Source organism: Embleya sp. NPDC020630 (genome assembly GCF_044334985.1).
Taxonomy (GTDB): domain Bacteria; phylum Actinomycetota; class Actinomycetes; order Streptomycetales; family Streptomycetaceae; genus Embleya.
This window is the reverse complement of sequence record NZ_JBIRUB010000011.1, coordinates 120,276-139,190: the sequence shown is the minus strand read 5'-3', so window position 1 is coordinate 139,190 and position 18,915 is coordinate 120,276. Positions and strand designations below refer to the sequence as shown.

At 70.1% G+C, this 18,915-nt stretch carries 16 protein-coding genes, 2 tRNA genes and 1 pseudogene; 6 read left to right on the top strand and 13 right to left on the bottom strand.

Annotated elements, in window-relative coordinates:
- Positions 1–201 precede the first annotated feature (201 nt).
- Both ACH4XV_RS31765 and ACH4XV_RS31760 read right to left on the bottom strand, forming a co-directional pair.
- Positions 202–1,083, bottom strand: a complete 882-nt coding sequence (locus ACH4XV_RS31765) for a rhomboid family intramembrane serine protease (RefSeq protein WP_395795782.1) — start codon at positions 1,081–1,083, stop codon at positions 202–204.
- A 62-nt stretch (positions 1,084–1,145) separates the two neighbouring features.
- A complete protein-coding gene (locus ACH4XV_RS31760) occupies positions 1,146–1,676 on the bottom strand; it encodes a peptidylprolyl isomerase (RefSeq protein WP_395795781.1) in 531 nt (176 codons plus the stop codon).
- A 201-nt stretch (positions 1,677–1,877) separates the two neighbouring features.
- On the opposite strand from ACH4XV_RS31760, the gene ACH4XV_RS31755 reads away from it, so the two are divergent.
- Entirely contained in the window at positions 1,878–2,486 is a 609-nt protein-coding gene (locus ACH4XV_RS31755; protein WP_395795882.1) for a DUF5324 family protein, read from the top strand.
- Between the two features lie 75 nt (positions 2,487–2,561).
- Here ACH4XV_RS31755 and ACH4XV_RS31750 read toward each other — a convergent pair.
- From ACH4XV_RS31750 to ACH4XV_RS31740, 3 genes are all read right to left on the bottom strand, one after another.
- Positions 2,562–2,634, bottom strand: a tRNA-Ala gene (locus ACH4XV_RS31750).
- Positions 2,635–2,769: 135 nt separating this feature from the next.
- Entirely contained in the window at positions 2,770–2,907 is a 138-nt protein-coding gene (locus tag ACH4XV_RS31745; RefSeq protein WP_170222265.1) for a DLW-39 family protein, read from the bottom strand.
- Between the two features lie 239 nt (positions 2,908–3,146).
- Positions 3,147–3,959: an NAD(P)H-dependent oxidoreductase gene (locus tag ACH4XV_RS31740; protein ID WP_395795780.1), complete on the bottom strand. Its 813-nt coding sequence runs from the start codon at positions 3,957–3,959 to the stop codon at positions 3,147–3,149.
- A gap of 125 nt (positions 3,960–4,084) precedes the next feature.
- Between ACH4XV_RS31740 and ACH4XV_RS31735 the strand changes: the two genes are divergently transcribed.
- Complete coding sequence (locus tag ACH4XV_RS31735) at positions 4,085–5,068, top strand: helix-turn-helix domain-containing protein (RefSeq protein WP_395795779.1); 984 nt, start codon at positions 4,085–4,087, stop codon at positions 5,066–5,068.
- A gap of 91 nt (positions 5,069–5,159) precedes the next feature.
- Here the strand turns inward: ACH4XV_RS31735 and pknB are convergent, their stop codons facing one another.
- From pknB to ACH4XV_RS31705, 6 genes and pseudogenes are all read right to left on the bottom strand, one after another.
- A complete protein-coding gene (gene pknB, locus ACH4XV_RS31730) occupies positions 5,160–7,058 on the bottom strand; it encodes a Stk1 family PASTA domain-containing Ser/Thr kinase (protein ID WP_395795778.1) in 1,899 nt (632 codons plus the stop codon).
- A 206-nt stretch (positions 7,059–7,264) separates the two neighbouring features.
- Entirely contained in the window at positions 7,265–8,794 is a 1,530-nt protein-coding gene (locus ACH4XV_RS31725) for a peptidoglycan D,D-transpeptidase FtsI family protein (protein ID WP_395795777.1), read from the bottom strand.
- 331 nt (positions 8,795–9,125) lie between these two features.
- A pseudogene (locus tag ACH4XV_RS31720) lies at positions 9,126–10,544 on the bottom strand (FtsW/RodA/SpoVE family cell cycle protein); the annotation flags it as partial.
- Positions 10,510–12,099 (bottom strand): protein phosphatase 2C domain-containing protein, encoded by a 1,590-nt coding sequence (locus tag ACH4XV_RS31715; protein ID WP_395795776.1) that lies wholly within the window; start codon positions 12,097–12,099, stop codon positions 10,510–10,512. The pseudogene ACH4XV_RS31720 and the gene ACH4XV_RS31715, both read right to left, overlap by 35 nt.
- A gap of 5 nt (positions 12,100–12,104) precedes the next feature.
- A complete protein-coding gene (locus ACH4XV_RS31710; protein WP_078976335.1) occupies positions 12,105–12,644 on the bottom strand; it encodes an FHA domain-containing protein in 540 nt (179 codons plus the stop codon).
- A gap of 10 nt (positions 12,645–12,654) precedes the next feature.
- A complete protein-coding gene (locus ACH4XV_RS31705) occupies positions 12,655–13,539 on the bottom strand; it encodes an FhaA domain-containing protein (RefSeq protein WP_395795775.1) in 885 nt (294 codons plus the stop codon).
- A 387-nt stretch (positions 13,540–13,926) separates the two neighbouring features.
- Between ACH4XV_RS31705 and ACH4XV_RS31700 the strand changes: the two genes are divergently transcribed.
- Positions 13,927–14,010 (top strand) — tRNA-Leu (locus ACH4XV_RS31700).
- Between the two features lie 100 nt (positions 14,011–14,110).
- Positions 14,111–15,493, top strand: coding sequence for a DUF2252 domain-containing protein (locus tag ACH4XV_RS31695; RefSeq protein WP_395795774.1), 1,383 nt, complete (start codon positions 14,111–14,113; stop codon positions 15,491–15,493).
- A 524-nt stretch (positions 15,494–16,017) separates the two neighbouring features.
- Here the strand turns inward: ACH4XV_RS31695 and ACH4XV_RS31690 are convergent.
- Positions 16,018–16,605, bottom strand: a complete 588-nt coding sequence (locus ACH4XV_RS31690) for a TetR/AcrR family transcriptional regulator (RefSeq protein WP_078976338.1) — start codon at positions 16,603–16,605, stop codon at positions 16,018–16,020.
- A gap of 182 nt (positions 16,606–16,787) precedes the next feature.
- Between ACH4XV_RS31690 and ACH4XV_RS31685 the strand changes: the two genes are divergently transcribed.
- Entirely contained in the window at positions 16,788–17,594 is an 807-nt protein-coding gene (locus tag ACH4XV_RS31685; RefSeq protein WP_395795773.1) for a hypothetical protein, read from the top strand.
- A gap of 161 nt (positions 17,595–17,755) precedes the next feature.
- The gene (locus ACH4XV_RS31680) at positions 17,756–18,088 is read left to right on the top strand and encodes a rhodanese-like domain-containing protein (RefSeq protein ID WP_395795772.1); all 333 of its coding nucleotides are present in this window, start codon (positions 17,756–17,758) and stop codon (positions 18,086–18,088) included.
- Positions 18,089–18,130: 42 nt separating this feature from the next.
- On the opposite strand, the gene ACH4XV_RS31675 is transcribed toward ACH4XV_RS31680, so the two are convergent.
- Positions 18,131–18,820, bottom strand: coding sequence for a PaaI family thioesterase (locus ACH4XV_RS31675; protein WP_395795771.1), 690 nt, complete (start codon positions 18,818–18,820; stop codon positions 18,131–18,133).
- Positions 18,821–18,915 lie beyond the last annotated feature (95 nt).

Below are 18,915 nucleotides of genomic sequence, written 5' to 3'. Positions count from 1 at the left end.
TATCCACAGTGGGGATAACTGGGCGGATCCTGTGGATAACCCGTTACGGTCCAACGACCGGCCGGGATGTGGGTAACGGCTCGCATCCCGGATTCATCACTCCGGGTCATTGGTACGATTCACAGGGTGATCATGCTCGGGCGTCGGGCCCGGGTCGCGTGCCTATTGCCTGTGGTCTCGCGCCGTCGTGCCCTCGTGGCCTCAGACGATCTGCGCGGTCCGAATCAGCACGATCGCCACGACGACCGCCAGCACCGCGAGCAGGCTGCCCACCTGGACCAGGGTCCGCTGCCGCGCCGGCGCGTAGACCACGCCGATCGCGGCGAGGGTGCCCGCGACCAGTCCCCCGAGGTGTGCGCGCCAGTCGATCGTGCTCATGTTCAAGAACGTGATCATCAGATTCAGCGCCAGCAGGATGATCAGCGGTTTCAGGTCGTAGTTCATCCGCCGACCGAGCACGATCATCGCGCCGAAGAGCCCGAACAACGCGCCCGAGGCGCCCAGCGAGCCCTGGTTCGGTTCGGCGATCAGGTACGACAGCGCGCTGCCGCCCAGGCCCGCGACCAGGTAGAGGGCGATGAACCGGGTCCGGCCCAGCGCCGCCTCGAGCGGCGGACCCAGCATCCACAGGCCGAGCATGTTCAACCCGATGTGCCAGAACTGCTGGTGCAGGAACGTCGCGGTGAGCAGGCGGTACCACTGGCCCTCGGCGACACCCTGCCATTCGCCGCCCATGAAGAAGCGGCCGACCAGTATCCACCGGTCCACGAACGTGTTGCCGACCACCTGGACCAGCACGAAGACGGCGAGGTTGAGCCCGATCAGGGTCTTGGTCACGATCGCGGTCGCCGTGGTGGGCGCGACCCGGCCGCCCGCCACGGTGCGCGCCTCGCGTACCTGGCGACTGCCCTGCCGGACACAGTCCGGGCACTGGAACCCGACGGACGCGCTCACCATGCAATCGCCGCAGACGGGCCGCTCGCAGCGCGTACAGCGAATGTTCGACTCCCGATCGGGATGCCGATAACACACGGGCGGACCGGCCGGTCCGGTCGCACTCGGCTGCTGCTCGTCGGGGCTCATGCTCACCTTCAGGCACGCGCCGCGGGCCGGGACCCGAAGGCCCCGGCCCGTGCGCTCGGGGTTCAGGACGAGACGGTCTCGACCTCGACCGTGTTGATCACGACATCGGAGGCCGGACGGTCGCGCATGTCGGTCTGGGTACCGGCGATCGCGTCGACGACCTTGCGGCTCTCCGCGTCGGCGACCTCACCGAAGATGGTGTGCTTGTTGTTCAGGTGCGGCGTGGCACCCACGGTGATGAAGAACTGCGAACCGTTGGTGCCCGGTCCGGCGTTGGCCATCGCCAGCAGGTACGGCTTGGAGAACGCCAGGTCCGGGTGGAACTCGTCGGCGAAGCGGTAGCCCGGGCCGCCGGTCCCGGTGCCCAGCGGGTCACCGCCCTGGATCATGAAGCCGGAGATGACGCGGTGGAACACGGTGCCGTCGTAGAGGCGGTCGGTGGTCTTCTGCCCCTTGGCCGGGTGGACCCACTCGCGCTGCCCCTGCGACAGCTCCACGAAGTTCGCGACCGTCTTCGGTGCGTGGTTCGGGAACAACCGGATGCGGATGTCCCCGTGGTTGGTCTTGATGGTGGCGAAAAGTTCCTCGGCCACTGATGTGCCTTCCCTACGGTTACACGGACGGTCTTCTTGAATCCTCGAAATCCTCGCATGCCGCGGGCGGCTCCTGCCACGAGACCACCGCGGACACCGTTCCACCGTACGGATCCCGCGTCGATACGCGGCGCATGATCCCGGGATCGTCGGGAACAGATAGCGGGTGAACCCGGCGAGGAGGAGGATGTCGTGACCCGTATGGATCCGGTCCGCGAGGCGACCGGCAGGACCAGGGACCGGCTTGCCCCACACGCCGCGCACGCCAAGGAGGCGGCGATCCACTACGCGGGCGCGGCCCGTGAGCGAGCGGTCGAGACCACCCGCGAGAAGGTCGTACCCGCACTGGTGAACGCCAAGGACACGGCCGCACCGCACGTCGAGCACGTCGTGGAGACGGCCCGCCACCGGGTCCGCAACGACGTGGTTCCGCGGGTATACCAGGCGGTCGACCAGGCGCGGGGCGCCGCCGAACCCGTCCGTGACGAGGCCCTTCTGCGGGCCGGCGCCGCGCTGTCCGTCCTCAAGGGCGAGATCAGCGCCGAGGATGTCGCCCGGGTCGGCCGCGCCAAGCGGCGCCGGGCCCGCCGCCGCCGGATCCTGCTGATCACGGTCGTCGCGGGTGGCGGCTTCGCGGCCTTCTCGTGGTGGCGCCGCCGCAATGCCCGGCCCGAGTGGCTGACCGACGAGCCCGACGAGGCCCCGCAGGGCTCCGCCACCACCCCGCAGTCCCCCGCGTCCCTCGACGACGAGGTCAAGCTGACCGAGGACGAGTTCCGCTCGGCCGCCCCGAAGCGGAACACCGACTGACCCGCTCGAACATACGAACGAAGGGCCCGGCATCGTGCCGGGCCCTTCGTTCGTATCGCGAGTCGTGGATCCTTGTGGAGCCTAGGGGAGTCGAACCCCTGACATCTGCCTTGCAAAGGCAGCGCTCTACCAGCTGAGCTAAGGCCCCTCGGTACCGAACCAGATTAGCGGCAACCGGGCCGCGATTTCACGACACCTCACCCTGGGAAGTGTGACGTTTCACGTGAAACGTCACACTTCCCAGGGTGGGTCAAGCCTCTGCGGGATCTCCCGCACGATCTGTTCAGCGAGTGCCGGTGCCCGCCGGAACCGCGTCCGTCGCCTCGGTCCACAGATCCTGCTCGGCCCGATCCGCCTGAATCTGCCGGTAGACCAACAGGCCGGCTACAGCAGCCAAAGCCACCAGGATCAGCTTCTTCATCAGCGTGGCCTCTCCGTCCTGCGAGTGACGTTCGTGCACCTGTCCGCGTGCCGTGGGCGCTGCGGTCGGGTCGGGCTCGACAATAACAGGTGGACCGAGGGGCCGACCAATACCGAAAGTCATGGTCCCAGCGCCGGTCGTCGGCCCCCGGCAGAGCCGGTCCGCGCAGGTCGCCGCCCGTTTCGCGGCCCCGAACCGCCCCCGCGTACGGGGGAGTCGGACGCGACCGGCCCCCGGGCTCAGGCACCCGACCGCACATGTATGTCGATCCCGCTCGTCCCGGGCGCCTCGACGCCCGGCAGCAGCCGCATCTCACGGTCGTAGTCGCCGCCGCCGAGCGCGCGGAAGGCCACCGGCTCGTCGGTGAACAGCCCGTCCAGCCGTCGGCCGTACTCCTCCTTCGCCGCCTCGAACCGCTCCGGCGACACGTCGTTCGAGCCGAACACGGCGAACGGCTCCAGCGGGGCCAGGCCGGCGAACCAGAACAACCCGTGCTGGAGCGGGAAGAGCAGTTCCGCCAACCGCCCGTGAATGCCCCGGTCGGAGAACGCGGTCTCCCGGGCGCCGGCCGTCACCGACAACAGTGCCCGCCGCCCGGCCAACGCGCCCTCGCTGTACGGGGGCGGGACCTCCGGGCCATAGGCGAATCCGGCGGTGAACACCCGGTCGATCCAACCCTTCAAAATCGCCGGCGCGGAGAACCACCACATCGGAAACTGCAGGACGACCGCGTTCGCCCAGAGCACCTTCTCCTGCTCGGCGGCGATCTCCGGGGCCAGCCGCTTGGTCAGCGTGGCCCGCTGCGACTCGGCCATCACCCGAAGGCGGTGGTCCGCGACGTGCTCCGGGAAGTCGTCGCCGTCCACCGTCGCCTTCCACTTCATCGCGTACAGGTCGGACACCCGCACGTGATGCCCCGCCGCTCGCAGCCGCTCGACCGCGAACTCGGTCAGCGCGCCGTTGAGCGAGCGCGGCTCGGGATGGGCGGCGACGACGAGGACTTTGCGGGGCGACGACGTGGGCCGGCCGGACTGCGGTGTGGTGGGGTTCATGGAGCCAACCCTCCTCCGGGCGCGAACGGGTAGCCAGGACCCGGTTCAACCGGCGGAACCCCGTTCCTGGTACTGCGAGAACCACACAGGACCGATCCGCCCGGCGCCCGCGCATACTTGACCGCATGAACGGGGTGGAGCAGGACGAGCGTACGACCGCCACCGAGTGGCGCACCGGGACGGCGGGCGTGCCCGCCGCGCACACCGACGACGCGGTCGAGGGCGTCGGCGACGCCCGGCGCGCGCTGGGCGGCTTCCTGCGGGCCCGCCGAGGCCGCGTCGCACCGGAGCACGTCGGACTCGTCGGCGGCCGGCGACGCCGGGTCCGCGGCCTGCGCCGCGAGGAGTTGGCCCAGCTCGCCGGGATCAGCGTCGACTACTACGTACGCCTCGAACAGGGTCGGGCCACCCAGCCCTCCCCCGAGGTGCTCGACGCACTCGCCCGGGCGCTCGGCCTCGACGCCGCCGAGCACCGGCACCTGATCACGCTGGCCGGCACCCGCCGCGTCCCCGCGCCGACGGCCCGGGTCAGCCCGCTGATCCAGCAGATCCTGGACTCGCTGACCCGGCTCCCGGCCTTCGCCACGAACCACCGCCTGGACACGGTGGCCTGGAACGACCTGGGCGCCGAACTCGTCGGCGGCCTGGCCGACCCGAGCCGCCGCGACCGCAACAACGCCAGGTTCCTCTTCCTCGACCCCGCCTCCCGCCGCGTGTTCCCCGAGTGGGAGGAGCGGGCCGAGGACGCGGTGGGCCAGCTGCGGGTCTCGGCCGGGCGCTACCCCGACGACGCGGAGCTGGCCACGCTGATCACCGAACTCTCCACCCACAGCGCCGATTTCCGGCGGATCTGGGCCACCGGCAAGGTGCTGGTCTGCGGCGCCGGCCACAAGAGCGTGCACCACCCGGCGGTCGGCTCGATGCACCTGGACTACGAAACCCTGCGCGTCCCCACCCCGACCGGCGACACCGCCCTGGAAATCCACGTCTTCCGCGCCCGCCCGAACACCCCGTCGGCGACCGCGCTGTCCCACCTGGCCACACTCGTCGACCGGGCGACCACCTCCGACCCCACCCCCGCCGACGCAACCGAGGGTCTCCGGAGGTAGTCCCTGCCCACGCCCCCTGCGCGTCGGCGGGAAAAGGCCGAGGCCCCGGGAGGATCGGCTCTCGGGGCCTCGGTCCGGTGATGTCTTCGGGTCAGTTCGGCCAGTTGCCGTGGCCGCCCCTCAGGTCGCCGCCCAACACCGGGTTGCCGCCGCCGTTGCCCTGGTTGTTGCCACCGGACGGGGGCGGGCTGCTGGAGCCCGTGTTGCCGCCCGGGGTGCCCGTGGCCGGAGGGGCCGTGGTGGCCGGGGTCGGACCCTTGGAGACGGTGAGGTTGATGGTGCCGCCCTCGTTGATCTTCGAGCCCGCGGTCTCGCTCTGCTTGAACACCTGGCCGGCCGGCTTCTCCGTCGTGTACTGGTCGGAGGACTTGGTGACCTTGAACCCGAGGTTCTCCAGCTTGGCCTTGGCGTCGTCGTAGCTGAGGCCGACCACCTGCGGCACCTGCACCTGGGTCTTGCCGGTGAAGATGTTCAGGGTGACCTTGTCGCCCTCGTTCAGCTCGGCGCCCGCGTCGGGGCTGGTCGAGCAGACGGTGTCCCGGGTGCAGCTGGTCAGCGTCTGGCTGCGCACGGGGTCGGCCAGCAGACCGGCGTCCTTGAGCTTCTTGGTCGCCTCCTCCTCGGTGGCGCCCTTGAGGCCCGGCGGGACGGTGGTCTTCTTCGGGCCGCCGAAGGCCCAGACCTGGATGGTGTCGCCCTTCTTGGCGCTCCCTCCGGCCGGCGGGGTCTGCTTGCAGATGGTCCCCTTGGTCCCGGTGGCGTCCTTGGGGCACTGCGACGGGTCGTTGTTCATGTTGATCTTGAACCCGGCGTTGTCCACCGCCTTGGTGGCTTCCTCCAGGGTCTTGCCGGTCAGGGTGGGCACCCCCGCCGACTTGTCCTCGCCGTCGCCCATCAGGGTCTTGCCGATGAAGAAGGCGGCGACCAGGACCGCGATGCAGGCCAGCGCCAGCAGGATCCAGGCGCCGCCCCTGGACTTCTTCGGCTCGTCCCGGCGGCGGTCGTTGTCGTCGAGCTCGTACTGCCCCGTGGCCGGCCCCTGACCGTGTGCCGGAATGACCTGGGTCGCCCCGCCCGCCGTCGGCGGCAGGTACTGCGTCGCCGGGTCGGCCCCCATCGGCGCGGCCATCACGCTCGGCGCGCCCACCGGGAGGCCGTGCAGCGCCCGCTCGATGTCGGCGCGCATCTCGTCGGCGCTCTGGTACCGGTTGTCCGGGTTCTTCGCCAGCGACTTGAGCACGATCGAGTCGATGGTCGGCGAGACCTCGGGGTCGAACGTGCTCGGCGGCAGCGGGTCCTCGCGGACGTGCTGATAGGCCACCGCGACCGGGGAGTCGCCGATGAACGGCGGGCGCTCGGTCAACAGCTCGTAGAGCAGGCAGCCGGTGGAGTACAGGTCGGTCCGGGCGTCCACGGTCTCGCCGCGGGCCTGCTCCGGCGACAGGTACTGCGCGGTGCCGATCACGGCCGCGGTCTGCGTCATGGTCATGCCGTTGTCGGCCATGGACCGCGCGATGCCGAAGTCCATCACCTTGACCGTGCCCTGCCGCGTCAGCATGACGTTGGCGGGCTTGATGTCGCGGTGGATGATGCCGTTGCGGTGGCTGTACTCCAGCGCCTGGAGCACGCCGGCGGTCATCTCCAGAGCCCGTTCCGGCAGCAGCCGGCGGCCCGAGTGCAGCAGCTCGCGCAGCGTCGAGCCGTCCACGTACTCCATCACGATGTACGGGATCGAGATCCCGTCGATGTAGTCCTCGCCGGTGTCGTAGACCGCGACGATCGCCGGGTGGTTCAACGACGCGGCCGACTGCGCCTCGCGGCGGAACCGGGCCTGGAACGTTGGGTCACGGGCGAGATCGGCGCGCAGTGTCTTGACCGCCACACTGCGTCCCAGACGAATGTCACGGCCCATGTACACCTCGGCCATGCCACCACGGCCGAGGACCGCGCCGATCTCGTACCGGTCGCCGAGGCGACGCGGCTCTTCCATAACTTCCAGCCCTTCCCTTACCGGTCCACGGCCTTCGGTCTTCGGCCGGCCGGCACCGCGGCGATTGCCCCAACGGTCCGGCGCGTTCTCCGACACGGTACCGGTGCGGCGGCCCGGCGGGCCGTCACACCCGAGCCACGAGGGCACGTCGATATCTGATTGCAGTAGTGGTCGGAGTGACTATCGGGGTGATCGTGTGCCATGGCTCACTTCTTGACCACGGCTTCCATGATTGCCTTGGCGATCGGGCCGGCGAGCTGGCCGCCGGCGATGTCGTCACGCTGGACGTTGTCGTCCGGCTCGACCACCACCGCGACCGCGACACTCTTGCCGTCGGCGCCCTTGGCGTACGAGACGAACCACGCGAACGGCTTCTTGTCGTTGTTGAGACCCTGCTGCGCGGTGCCGGTCTTGCCGCCGACCTCGACGCCCGGGATGGCGGCGGGCTTGCCCGTGCCGTCCTTGACCACGGCCTGCATCATGTCCCGCAGCTGCGCCGAGACCTCCGGCGAGACCGCCTGACTGGCCAACTGCGGCTGGGTCTTCTCCAGCACCGAGAGGTTCTGCGCCCGCAACTCGTCCACCACGTACGGCTTCATCACCTTGCCGTTGTTGGCGATCCCGGCGACGACCATGGCCATCTCGATGGGGGTGGCCGCGACGCTCTGCTGGCCGATCGAGGCCCGCATGAGCTGTCCGCCGTCGTTTCCGCCGGGGAAGAGGCTGGGCTTGGCCCGGGTGGGGATGTCCAGCGGGTTGTCGTTGACGCCCTTGCCGAAGTTGTTGAACCCGAACTTCTCGGCTTGTTCCTTCAGCTTCGCCTCGCCGACGTCCGTGCCGAGCTGGGCGAAGACCGTGTTGCAGGACAACTCCAGCGCGCGCTGCGTGGTCGCGCCGACACAGCCCGGGTGCGAGGCCTCGCTCAAACCCTGGTTCGAGGACGGGTAGAACAGCGTGTCGCCCTTGAGCGGGACCGTCGGCGCCTCGTTCGGCTTGGCCTTGCCCTCGGACAGCGCCGCCGCCGCGGTGATCAGCTTGAACGTCGACCCGGGCGGATAGGTGTAGCGCAGCGCCCGGTTGTCCATCGGCATCTTCGGGTCGAACTTGGTGTCCGGCTTCTTGCGCTTGGGGTCGCTGTCCAGGGTCATCTGGTCGTACGCCTCGGCCACCGCGTTGCGGTCGTTCTGGGCCAGCACGTTCGGGTCGTAGGACGGCGTGCTGACCATGGCCAGCACCTTGCCGGTGTCCGGGTCGATCGCGACCGCCGCGCCGGTCTTGTCCTTGAGGCCGTTGTACGCGGCCTCCTGCGCCTTGGCGTTGATCGTCAGCGCGACGTTGCCGCCCCGGGTGCCCTTGTTGGTCACCGTGTCGAGCACCTTGCGCACGAACAGCCGGCTGTCCTTGCCGCTGAGGATGTCGTCGTCGATGCTCTCCAGCAGGTTCTTGCCGACGAACGGCGAGATGTAGCCGGTGACCGGCGCGTACATCGGGCCGAACTCGTACTTGCGCAGGAACTCGTACTGCTTGTCGTCGGTCTTGACCGAGCTGGTGATCGGCTTGCCCTCGACGAGGAAGTCGCCGCGCGGGTGCGAGTACTTCTCGTAGATCGCCCGCTTGTTGTGGGTGTTGTTCGCGTAGTCGTCGGCCTTGACGACCTGGACCCAGTTGGCCCGCAGCATCAGTGCCGCGACCAGGATCAGACAGAAGACGGAGACCCGCCTCAACGGCTTGTTCACGGTGTTTCCCTCCCCTGGACGTGCGTTGCGGCGGTCACGGGTTCGGCCCGCCGGAGCCGCCCTGGCCCGGCGGGCCGAACGGGGCTCCGCCGCCGGGGTGCGGCGGGGGCGCGAATGGTCTGGGTGGCGTCCCGGAGCCGCCCGGAGGCGGGGTGCCGGGGCCGCCGGGGGCGCTGGGCACCCCGCCGGCCACGGTCAGCGCCTCGGGGTCGGGAGCGGACGAACCGTCGGCGGGCGTCGTGTTCGGCGGCGGCGGGGTGGTGCCGCCGGCCGGTGTGCCGTCGCGGCCCGAGGCGTGCGAGCCGCGCCGGGGGGCCACTCCCGCGCCCGGGTCGAAGGTCCCGGCGGGCGGCGCGGGGCGGCGGGCGGTGTCGCTGATCCGGATCAGGATCGCCACCAGCGCCCAGTTGGTGATCACGGACGAGCCGCCCTGGGCCAGGAACGGCATCGTCATACCGGTGAGCGGGATCAGGCCGGTGACGCCGCCCGCGACCACGAAGACCTGGAGCGCGATGGTGACCGACAGGCCGGCCGCGAGCAGCTTGCCGAACGGGTCGCGCGCGGCCAGCGAGGTCCGCAGACCACGCTCGATCAGCAGCGCGTACACCATGAACATGGCCATCATCCCGGCCAGGCCCAACTCCTCGCCGACCGTGGTCAGGATGAAGTCGCTGCGCGCGGCGAAACCGATCTCGGTCGGGTGGCCCTGGTTGAGGCCGGTGCCGAGCAGGCCGCCGGTGCCGTAGCCGAACAGGGCCTGGGCCAGCTGCTCGGACTGCACCGATCCGCTGCCGTTGTAGGCGGCCAGCGGATCCAGCCAGGCCGCCACGCGGTCGTGCACGTGCGGTTCGAGCGTGCCGACCACGACCGCGCCGCCGACGGCCATGAACAGACCGAACAGCAGCCAACTCGTGCGCTCGGTGGCCACGTAGAGCATGACCACGAACAGGCCGAAGAACAGCAGCGAGGTGCCGAGGTCGCGCTCGAACACCAGGATCAGGATGCTCAGCAGCCAGACCACCACGATCGGGCCCATGTCCCGACCGCGCGGGAAGTACAGCCCCATCACCTTGCGGCTGGCCAGCGCGAGCGCGTCGCGCTTGGCCATCAGGTAGCCGGCGAAGAAGATCGTCAGCACGATCTTGGTGAACTCGCCGGGCTGGAAGTTGAACGGGCCGAGCCGGATCCAGATCTTCGCGCCGTACATGTCGCCCGGGAACGGGATCGGCGACACGAGCAGGACCAGCGCGAGCGCCATGAACGTGTACGTGTAGCGCTGGAGCAGCCGGTGGTCCTTCAGGAGCACCACGATGCCCGCGAACAGCCCGATGCCGATCGCCGAGTACATCAGCTGCGAACCGGCCGCCGCGGTGCCGTGCCTGCCGCCCAGACCGATGCCCTTGACGATGTCCAGGTCGAGCCGGTTGATGAACATCAGGCCCATGCCGTTGAGGAACGTGGCCAACGGCAGCAGCAGCGGGTCGGCGTACGGGGCGAACTTGCGGACCAGCAGGTGCGCGATTCCCGCGAAGACGCCGAGGCCGAAGCCGTACTTGATCAGGCTGCCCATGGGCAGTGACCCGTCCCCCGCCAGTCCCACGTTGGCGTAGGCCAGCATCGGCACCAGGACCGCGAATCCGAGCATCATCAACTCGGTGTTGCGGCGATTCGGTGCGGCTTGGGGGGTGATCGTCGTGTTGCTCACGGCGCTCCCCTCAGTTCGTTCCGGCGGTTCCGGCCGGTCGCGGATAACACTGCTTGGCCAGCTCGGCCTCTTCGGCGCTCAGCCCCGCCCCGGGTGCCTCCGGTGTCGCCGCCGGTGGTGTCGTACTCGGTGGTGCCGAACTCGCCGGGGCAGTCGGGCTCGTGGTCGTGCTGCCCTTGCTTCGACCGCCCGACTCGGTGGGCGGCGCGGTCGAACTCCGGTTGCTGCGCGAGGCCGTGGTCGAGGTGTGCTTGGCGGCCGGCAGGTTGGTCTGCAGCGCCACCGGGAGGCCCTGGACCTGCTGCGGGAACGCGTCCACGCTGCCCGCCGGCTGGGCGCCGGGGTTGCCGGGAGCCTCGGTCTTCTTCATGTCCTGCGCCGAGTACGACCTGCGGCACACGTCGGCCTGGCGCTTGAGCCGGTCGATGGTGTGCCGTGCGTCGCTCAGGCTCGTCGCGTCGAGCGTGCTGTTGACCGCGTCCCGATTGGGCTGACCGATCAGGGACAGCTTCACCTCGTCGTAACTCTGGTACGTGCTCGCGAGGTTGATGCCCAGGATCTTCGAGTCGATCCCCCGGTAGATCGCTACGTGGTCTCCTTTGTCGGCCACGAAGTATTGCGTCTGGGTCCAGTAGTAGGCGCCGCCGAGCGCCGCCACCAGCACCGCGACGCCGCCCCAGATGGGCAGCGTCTTGCGCAGGGTGGACTTGGGCTTGGGCTTGCGCCGGCTGCCCGGCTCGGAGACCAGGGCCTCGGTCTCGTACTCGCCGGCGGTCAGCTCCCGGGCCCGGGAGGCCGGGGTGTTCGGCAGCGTCGTGGTGTCGTCCACCACGGCCGCGACCGCTCCCACCACGATCGGGCTGTCGGAGGGCTGGTCGGAGGGGTCGACCACGTCCGCGACGATGCAGGTGATGTTGTCCGGGCCACCGCCGCGCAGCGCGAGCTGGATCAGCTCCTGGACCGCGTCGTTGGGATTGCCGTAGGTGAGGAGGGTGGTCTCCATCGTCTCCCGGCTGACCACCCCCGACAGGCCGTCGCTGCAGATCAGGTAGCGATCGCCGGGCCGGGCCTCGCGCACCGACAGGTCCGGCTCGACGTGGCCGCGCCCGTCCAGCGCGCGCATCAGCAGCGAGCGCTGCGGATGGTGGTCGGCCTCCTCCTCGGTGATCCGACCCTCGTCGACCAGGCGCTGCACCCAGGTGTGGTCCTGGGTGATCTGCTCCAGGGCGCCGTCACGCAGGAGGTAGGCACGGGAGTCGCCGATGTGGGCGAGGCCGAGACGGCTCCCGGTCCACAACAGCGCCGTCAACGTGGTCCCCATGCCCTCGAGCTGGGGATCGTCGTCGACCATCACACGCAGTCGGTCGTTGGCGCGATCGACCGCCGAACGCAGCGCGTCGAGCAGGTCGGCTCCGGGCACGTCCTCGTCGAGTTCGACGATGGTGGACAGGACTTCGGAGCTGGCGACTTCGCCCGCTGCCTGCCCGCCCATGCCGTCGGCGACCGCGAGCAGGCGAGGACCGGCATACCCGGAGTCCTCGTTGCCTTCTCGGATCATGCCCTTGTGGGATCCGGCGGCGAAGCGGAGAGAGAGGCTCATTCAGGCTACCTGCGCAGCTCGATAACGGTCTTGCCGATGCGGATCGGCGCACCGAGCGGCACGGGGGTCGGACCGGTCAGGCGCGTACGGTCCAGGTAGGTACCGTTCGTCGACCCGAGGTCTTCGACCACCCAGCTGCCGTCGGGCGCAGGGTAGATGCGGGCGTGCCGACTCGACGCGTAGTCGTCGTCCAGCACGATGGTCGAGTCGTGCGCCCGGCCGATGGTGATCTGCTGATCCGTCAGATTTATCGTCGTGCCGGTCAGCGAGCCTTCGGTGATCACCAGTTTGCTCGGGCTGTTGTTGCGTTGGCCGCGGCGGGGCCGGGCCTGCTGCCGCTGCGGAGGCGGGGCCGGCTGCGCCTGCGGAGGCGGAGTGGCACCTCCTCCGGCTGCGGCCGGCGCGGCGGTTCTGCGCCGCGTGGGTCGTTGGGTCACGCGTGTGCCGAAGAGGTCGCTACGGATCACCTGTACGGCGACGATCACGAACAACCACAGCACAGCGAGGAAACCCAACCGCATAACGGTGAGGGTCAGCTCAGACATGCGCCCGTTGTCACCCCTCGGCTTGGCGGAACACGACAGTGGTGCTGCCGAGCACGATGCGCGATCCGTCCCGCAGGCCGGCACGTTGGCAGTGCTGGCCGTCGACGACGATCCCGTTGGTCGAACCGAGGTCCGTGATCGACGCCGGGGCGCCTACGCGGATCTCGGCGTGGTGCCGCGAAACGCTCGGATCGTCGACGCGAACTTCCACATCGGTGCTGCGGCCCAACTTCACGACCGGGGCGGTGAGCTCGTGACGCACCCCGTTGACCTCCAGCCAGGTACGCAGCCGTGGTGCCGGCGGCGGAGTCTGACCGTAGCCGGCCTGCTCCCCCGGCTGTGGCCGGGGCGGCGTTCCCGGGGTCCCGGGCGGGCCGAAGGGGGGCGGTGCGGGCACCCCGGGCGGGGGTGGCCCGCCGGGTCGACCGTATCCATAACCCTGCGGCGGCTGCTCGGGTTGCGGCCCCCCGCCCGGGAAGGGCGATGCCTGTGGGGGCTGTTGCTGGTCCAGCTGGGACTGGCTGCCCGCGAGTGCCTGACTGCGCACCCGGTACAGACCCGTGTCCAGATCGTCGGCATGTTCGAAATGGACCTCGACGGGGCCGATGAACGAATAGCGCTGCTGTTGCGCGTAGTCGCGCACCACGGTCGCCAGCTCACCGCCGAGTTGCTGCACGTACGGGCTCAGGCGCTCATAGTCGTGTTGTCCGAGCTCGACGACGAAGTCGTTCGGGACCATGGTGCGGTCTCGGTTCCAGATCGTCGCGTTGTTGTCGCACTCGCGCTTGAGGGCGCTGGCGATCTCGACGGGCTGGACATCGGACTTGAACGCCTTGGCGAAGGCGCCGTTGACCAGGCCCTCGAGCCGTTGCTCGAACTTCTTCAGGGGACCCACGGGCACCTCCTTCCGTACGCGATCGGCCGGTCCGGTCCTACAGTCTGCTCACTGATCGTATCCACGCGTGGGAAACGGGCGCGGTTCCCTACCGTGGCCACTGTAAGGAGTGTTGGCTTTCACAGGGATTCCTACACCCTGTCGACCCCTCGGTGGCTCGCTTGCAGTAGTTGTGCCGCGACCGTGTGCGTGGCCCGGGCCGAAGCCCGTTCACCGTACGGTGCAGGGCAAGCATGCCGGAGAGGCGGGGGTCGTGGGGATCCCGGTACGGAAAGATGAACCGTTGGTTGCTCTGAGTGGCCATACGGGTGCTCATGGTGTGAGCCGTGGGGGCTGCGGGTAAGGATTCGTAATGGGCCTCGGGCCCGTGCTAATCTTTGATTGCTCGCGCGGGTGGCGGAATAGGCAGACGCGCTGGATTCAGGTTCCAGTGCCCGAAAGGGCGTGGGGGTTCAACTCCCCCCTCGCGCACCGAGCAAAGGCCCCAGGTCATCGACCTGGGGCCTTTTCGTATGTCGGGCCGTGTGTCGTGCATGGCCGGTCGTGGGCTGGGTCCGGGGAGGATCGGTACATGTCGGGGACTTCGGTGGGGCGGGAATTCATCGTTCCGGGTTTTCGGGACAGGTCGGATGTGGCGTCCAAGGCGCTGGGCAAGGGCCTGCGCGAGCGGGTGTCGCGGTCCGCGCACGCGGCGTTCGAGCCGGCGGTGGATCGGCCGGACGTGGTGGAGAGCGTCGAGCGCTCCAACGTCGGGCGACTCGAACACCTGGTGCCGTTGCGGATCGGGCGCATGGCGGCCTCGCCGTTCGCGTTCCTGCGCGGGGCGGCCGGGTTGATGGCGGCGGACCTGGCGGCGGAGCCGGTGACGGGGCTGACGGCACAGATATGCGGTGACGCGCACGCGGCGAACTTCGGGGTGTTCGGTACGGCCGAGGGTCGGCTCGTGATGGACCTCAACGACTTCGACGAGACCGTGCAGGGACCGTGGGAGTGGGACCTCAAGCGGCTGGTGGCCTCGCTCGTGGTGGCGGGTCGGGTCGGCGGGCTCGACGAGGACGCGTGTCACGCGGCCGCCTACGACGCGGCCGCGTCGTATCGCAAGACGATGGCGCTGCTCGCCAAAATGCCGGTGCTCCAGGCCTGGAACGCGATCGCCGACGACTCGCTGGTGGCGCACGCGGACGCGGACGAGTTGTCCGGACTGCTGGCGCAGGTCACCGCGAAAGCGCGGCGCAACACCAGCGCGCGGTTCGCGGCCAAGTCGACCGCACGGCGCTCCGACGGCACCTGGCACTTCGTGCCCGATCCGCCGGTGCTCACCGAGGTGGACGACGACCTCGCCCGTGCGGTGGCGGGCGGCCTGGAGAGCTACGTGGACACCCTCTCCACCGAGCGGCGGCCGTTGTTGGCCCGGTTCGCGGTGGAGGACGTGGCGTTTCGGGTGGTCGGCACCGGCAGCGTCGGTACCCGGGCCTATGTGGTGCTGCTCCTGGGCAATGGCGACGAGCCGCTGGTGCTGCAGGTGAAGGAGGCCCGTCCGTCGGCGCTGGCGCCGTATCTGCCGCCCACCCGGGTCGAGCACGAGGGGCGTCGGGTGGTGGTCGGGCAGAAGTGGATGCAGGCCGGCACCGACGCGCTGCTGGGCTGGACCTCGATAGACGGGCGCGACTTCATGGTGCGGCGGTTCCGCAATATGAAGGGCAGCATCGACGCGACGCTGCTGGCCGCGCACGAGATAGACGACTACGCGCGGATGACCGGCGCGCTGCTGGCCCGGGCGCACAGCCACTCGGTGGACCCGCAGGTGTTGGCCGGTTACTGCGGGAAGAACGACCGGCTGGAAGACGCGTTCGCGCGGTTCGCGGTGCGGTACGCGGATCGTACGGAGGCCGACCACGAACAACTGCTGGCCGCAGTGCGGTCGGGCCGGCTGCCGGCCGAGACCGGCGTCTGACCCGGCGGGGGTTCAGTCCCGGGGTGCGGGACGGCCCTGGCCGATTCCCTCGTTGCGATGGGGCGAGCGTCTGCTCATCCGGGGTGAAGCCCTGGGGTGCGGGACGGCCCTGGCCGATTCCCTTGTTGCGATGGGGCGAGCGTCTGCTCATCCGGGGTGAAGCCCTGGGGTGCGGGACGGCCCTGGCCGATTCCCTCGTTGCGATGGGGCGAGCGTCTGCTCATCCGGGGTGAAGCCCCGGGGTGCGGGACGGCCCTGGCCGATTCCCTCGTGCGCGTTGCCGCGCACGAGGGCTTCGTGTCGTGGACCGGCCGGCGGGGTGTTCCGGCTCGGTCGCCGTTCCGGGGCGGGGGGACGGGGTGTGCGGGCGGCGGGGGCATGGGGTGTGCCGGCCGCCGCGCGTGCGGGGTGCCCGGGGGAGGGCCTGCCCCGGCCGTGCCTTCCTTCGAGGAGAGCGTGCCGGAAGGACGGCACGTTCGTGGGCATGCCGGATGAAGGGTGGACCCTTCATCCGGCCGTGCGCGCTATGACTGCTTCATCGACGCGATGGACGCTCGCGTGAACTCGATGAGGTGCTTGCGCCGGTTCGCCCGGGCCTCCTCGGACTCCGAGTCGGCCCCGAGCAGTACCCGCGACATCTGCGGCATCGTCTGTTGCCAGGCGGCGACGCCGATGAGCGAGTAGAGCAGCTGGGCGACGTCGGGCGAGGGCTTCACGCCGAGGTGATCGGCGAACTCCTGAAGTTTCGCGGCGTAGCTCGTGACTCGCCGCTCCTCGTCCGGGACCGGGTCGTGCCCGTAGTACAACGCCTCCCACACCAGCAGCCGGAGCAATTCCGGGCGGGCGCAGTAGAAGTCGTACACCTGGGCGATGTACTCGGCCGGGTCGTCGTTGGGCATCGTGACGACCGTGTTGAGCTCCTGGAGCGACTCCGTCAGCACGTGCTGGAAGAGCTGCTCCTTGTTCCCGAAGTACGCGTAGATGCGCTCCTTGTTCACCCCGGCGCGCAGGGCGATGCGGTCGACGCGGGCGCCGGCGATGCCGTGCTCGGCGAACTCCGCGCGGGCGGCGTCGAGAAGTTTGGCTCGGGTGCGTGCGGTGTCGGGCGGCATGGCTGGATCTTATCCCCTCTAGCCAACTGCTTTGTTGGATCGACTGGCCAGGGACGGCCTGACCATGCTGCCCTACCACATAGGCTGCTGGGGGGTGTTGCGAGTGATTTGATCTTCAAAGTCCGGCAGACGCGCCCGCCGGCCGGTGTCGCGCGGGAACAGAACAGCACACAAGGGACGTGATGGACGAGGTCAGCGCGCCGACCCCCTGGTCGGACCCCGAAATCGCCGAGTTGGAGCGACAGGTCGCCGCCGAGGAGACCGCCTTGCTCGACGACGAAGTGGATGTGACGACCCTTCAGGTCGAGCTGGACAACCTGGCGATCGTGCACCACCGCCGGCTCGGTCCGCTCTACGAGCGGCTGGACGAGTTGGACGCCTTGATCGCGGAGGCGATCGCGGCGCACACCGGCGATCCGGCGGACATCCGGCGCGCGGTCGAATTGCGTGGTGTGGTCACGGACATGCCGGACTTGGACTCGCTTTTGGGTGCCCTCGACGGGGCGCCCGGCGCGGAGGGCGGTTCGGCCGAGGAGTCGATGCCGGTGCCTGAGGTGCACCGGGTCAGCCCCGGCGCCGAGGCACGCAAGCTGTTTCGCGAGCTGGCCCGCCGGGCGCACCCGGATCTGGTCCAGGACCCGGAGGAGAAGCAGCGCCGGGGTGCCTTCATCGCCCGGGTGAACGCCGCGTACGCGCGCGGCGACGTGACCGAGCTGCTGGCGTTGGGTACGGAATGGGCCACGTCCCCGGAGGGCGCGAGCGAGGCGGGTACCGAGGGCCGGGGGCAGTGGTTGCGCAGCCGGCTGGCCTGGCTCACCCATCGCCGCACCGAGCTGGCCGGGCTGCGCGAGGAGCTGATGGCGGGTGCGATGGGGCAGCTGCTCCAGCTCGCCCCCGACGATCCGGACGGCCTGCTCGAACATCTGGCCGACCAGCTCCTGCACGACATCGCGGAGAAGGAGAAGGTGCTCGGCACGCTGGTGCCGTGATCGGCCGCGGCCGGTGCCCGGCCGCCCCCGCCCGCGCGTGTGCCGGGGGTGACGAGCGGGCGGTTCGCCCGTTCGGGGCACCTGTGCGCGGCGCCGATGACCGACAATGTGCGATGAGCGCGGCCGGACGGGTTCCGGACGCCTGACCTCCCGGAGACCCGATGCACCTGTCGCCCCCGCCGGCCGTGGCCGCCGCCGCGGTTCCCGACGACGCCTTCGTACTGGACGTACGGGAGGCGCACGAGTGGGACGCCGGTCATGTGGCCGGCGCCCGGCACATCCCGATGAACACGCTGCTCGACCGGATCGACGAGGTGCCGCACGACACGCGGGTGTACGTGATGTGCCGGGTCGGCGGCCGGTCCGCGCAGGTCACCCACTATCTGGGCCAGCAGGGCTGGGACGCGGTCAACGTGGACGGCGGGATGCTCGCCTGGGAGGCCGCGGGGCGGCCGATGGTGAGCGAGACCGAGGCGGCTCCGGCGGTGGTCTGAGGCCCGCCGCGCCGCTCCCTCCGGCCGGGACCGTCGTTCGGTTCAGGACCGCCGTTCCGCGATGAACACCGCGGTCGCCTCGGCGGTCACCTGCCCGTCGGCGCGGATCTCACCGGTCGCGAAGCTCTTGCGTCCTTCGCGGCCGGTCCAGCGCCCGGTCAGCTCCAGCGGTACGTCGTAGGGCGTCGCCCGGCGGTAGCGGATGTCGAGGCCGGCGGTCAGCCCCGGCGCCCCGGCCGCGGACGCGGCCACCCCGAGCAGCTGGTCCAGGATCACCGCCACGATGCCGCCGTGCGCGCGGGCGGGCGGGCCGCCGTGTGCCGCGGTCAGCGTGCATCGGGCGTTGATCTCCACCGACGCGGGCTCCGCCGTCGGGTCGGGCCTGGGGGTGACCTCGGCGAACACCAGCCGGGGCGCCTGCGGGTTGAGCCGTCCCGAGCCCATCTGGGTCAGATGTTCCAGCCGGCCGTCCGGATACCGGATCAGCGAGACCGCCTGCGGGCGGCGGGCCGCGCCGAGCAGCGCGGTCAGCTCGGCGATCCGCCCGGCCGCGTCCGCGCGTACCGCCGCGTCCACGTCGGTCCACACCACCGCCTCGACCAGATCCCGCACCCGGTCCGCGAGGTCGAGCGCCTCCGGGGTCACGCTCTCCGGTCCGGGCAGGGTGCCGGCCATCAGTTCGGCGAGGGCGGTGGCCGAGGCCGGCGGCAGCGGCCCGGTGTTCGAGTTCATACCCGTCCCTTCGTGACACTTTGCTGGAGCCTGCCGAGAATGCCCCATCTTTCGTGACGCGGTTCTTGATCTTGCCAAGAATGCGGGCCAAGAAT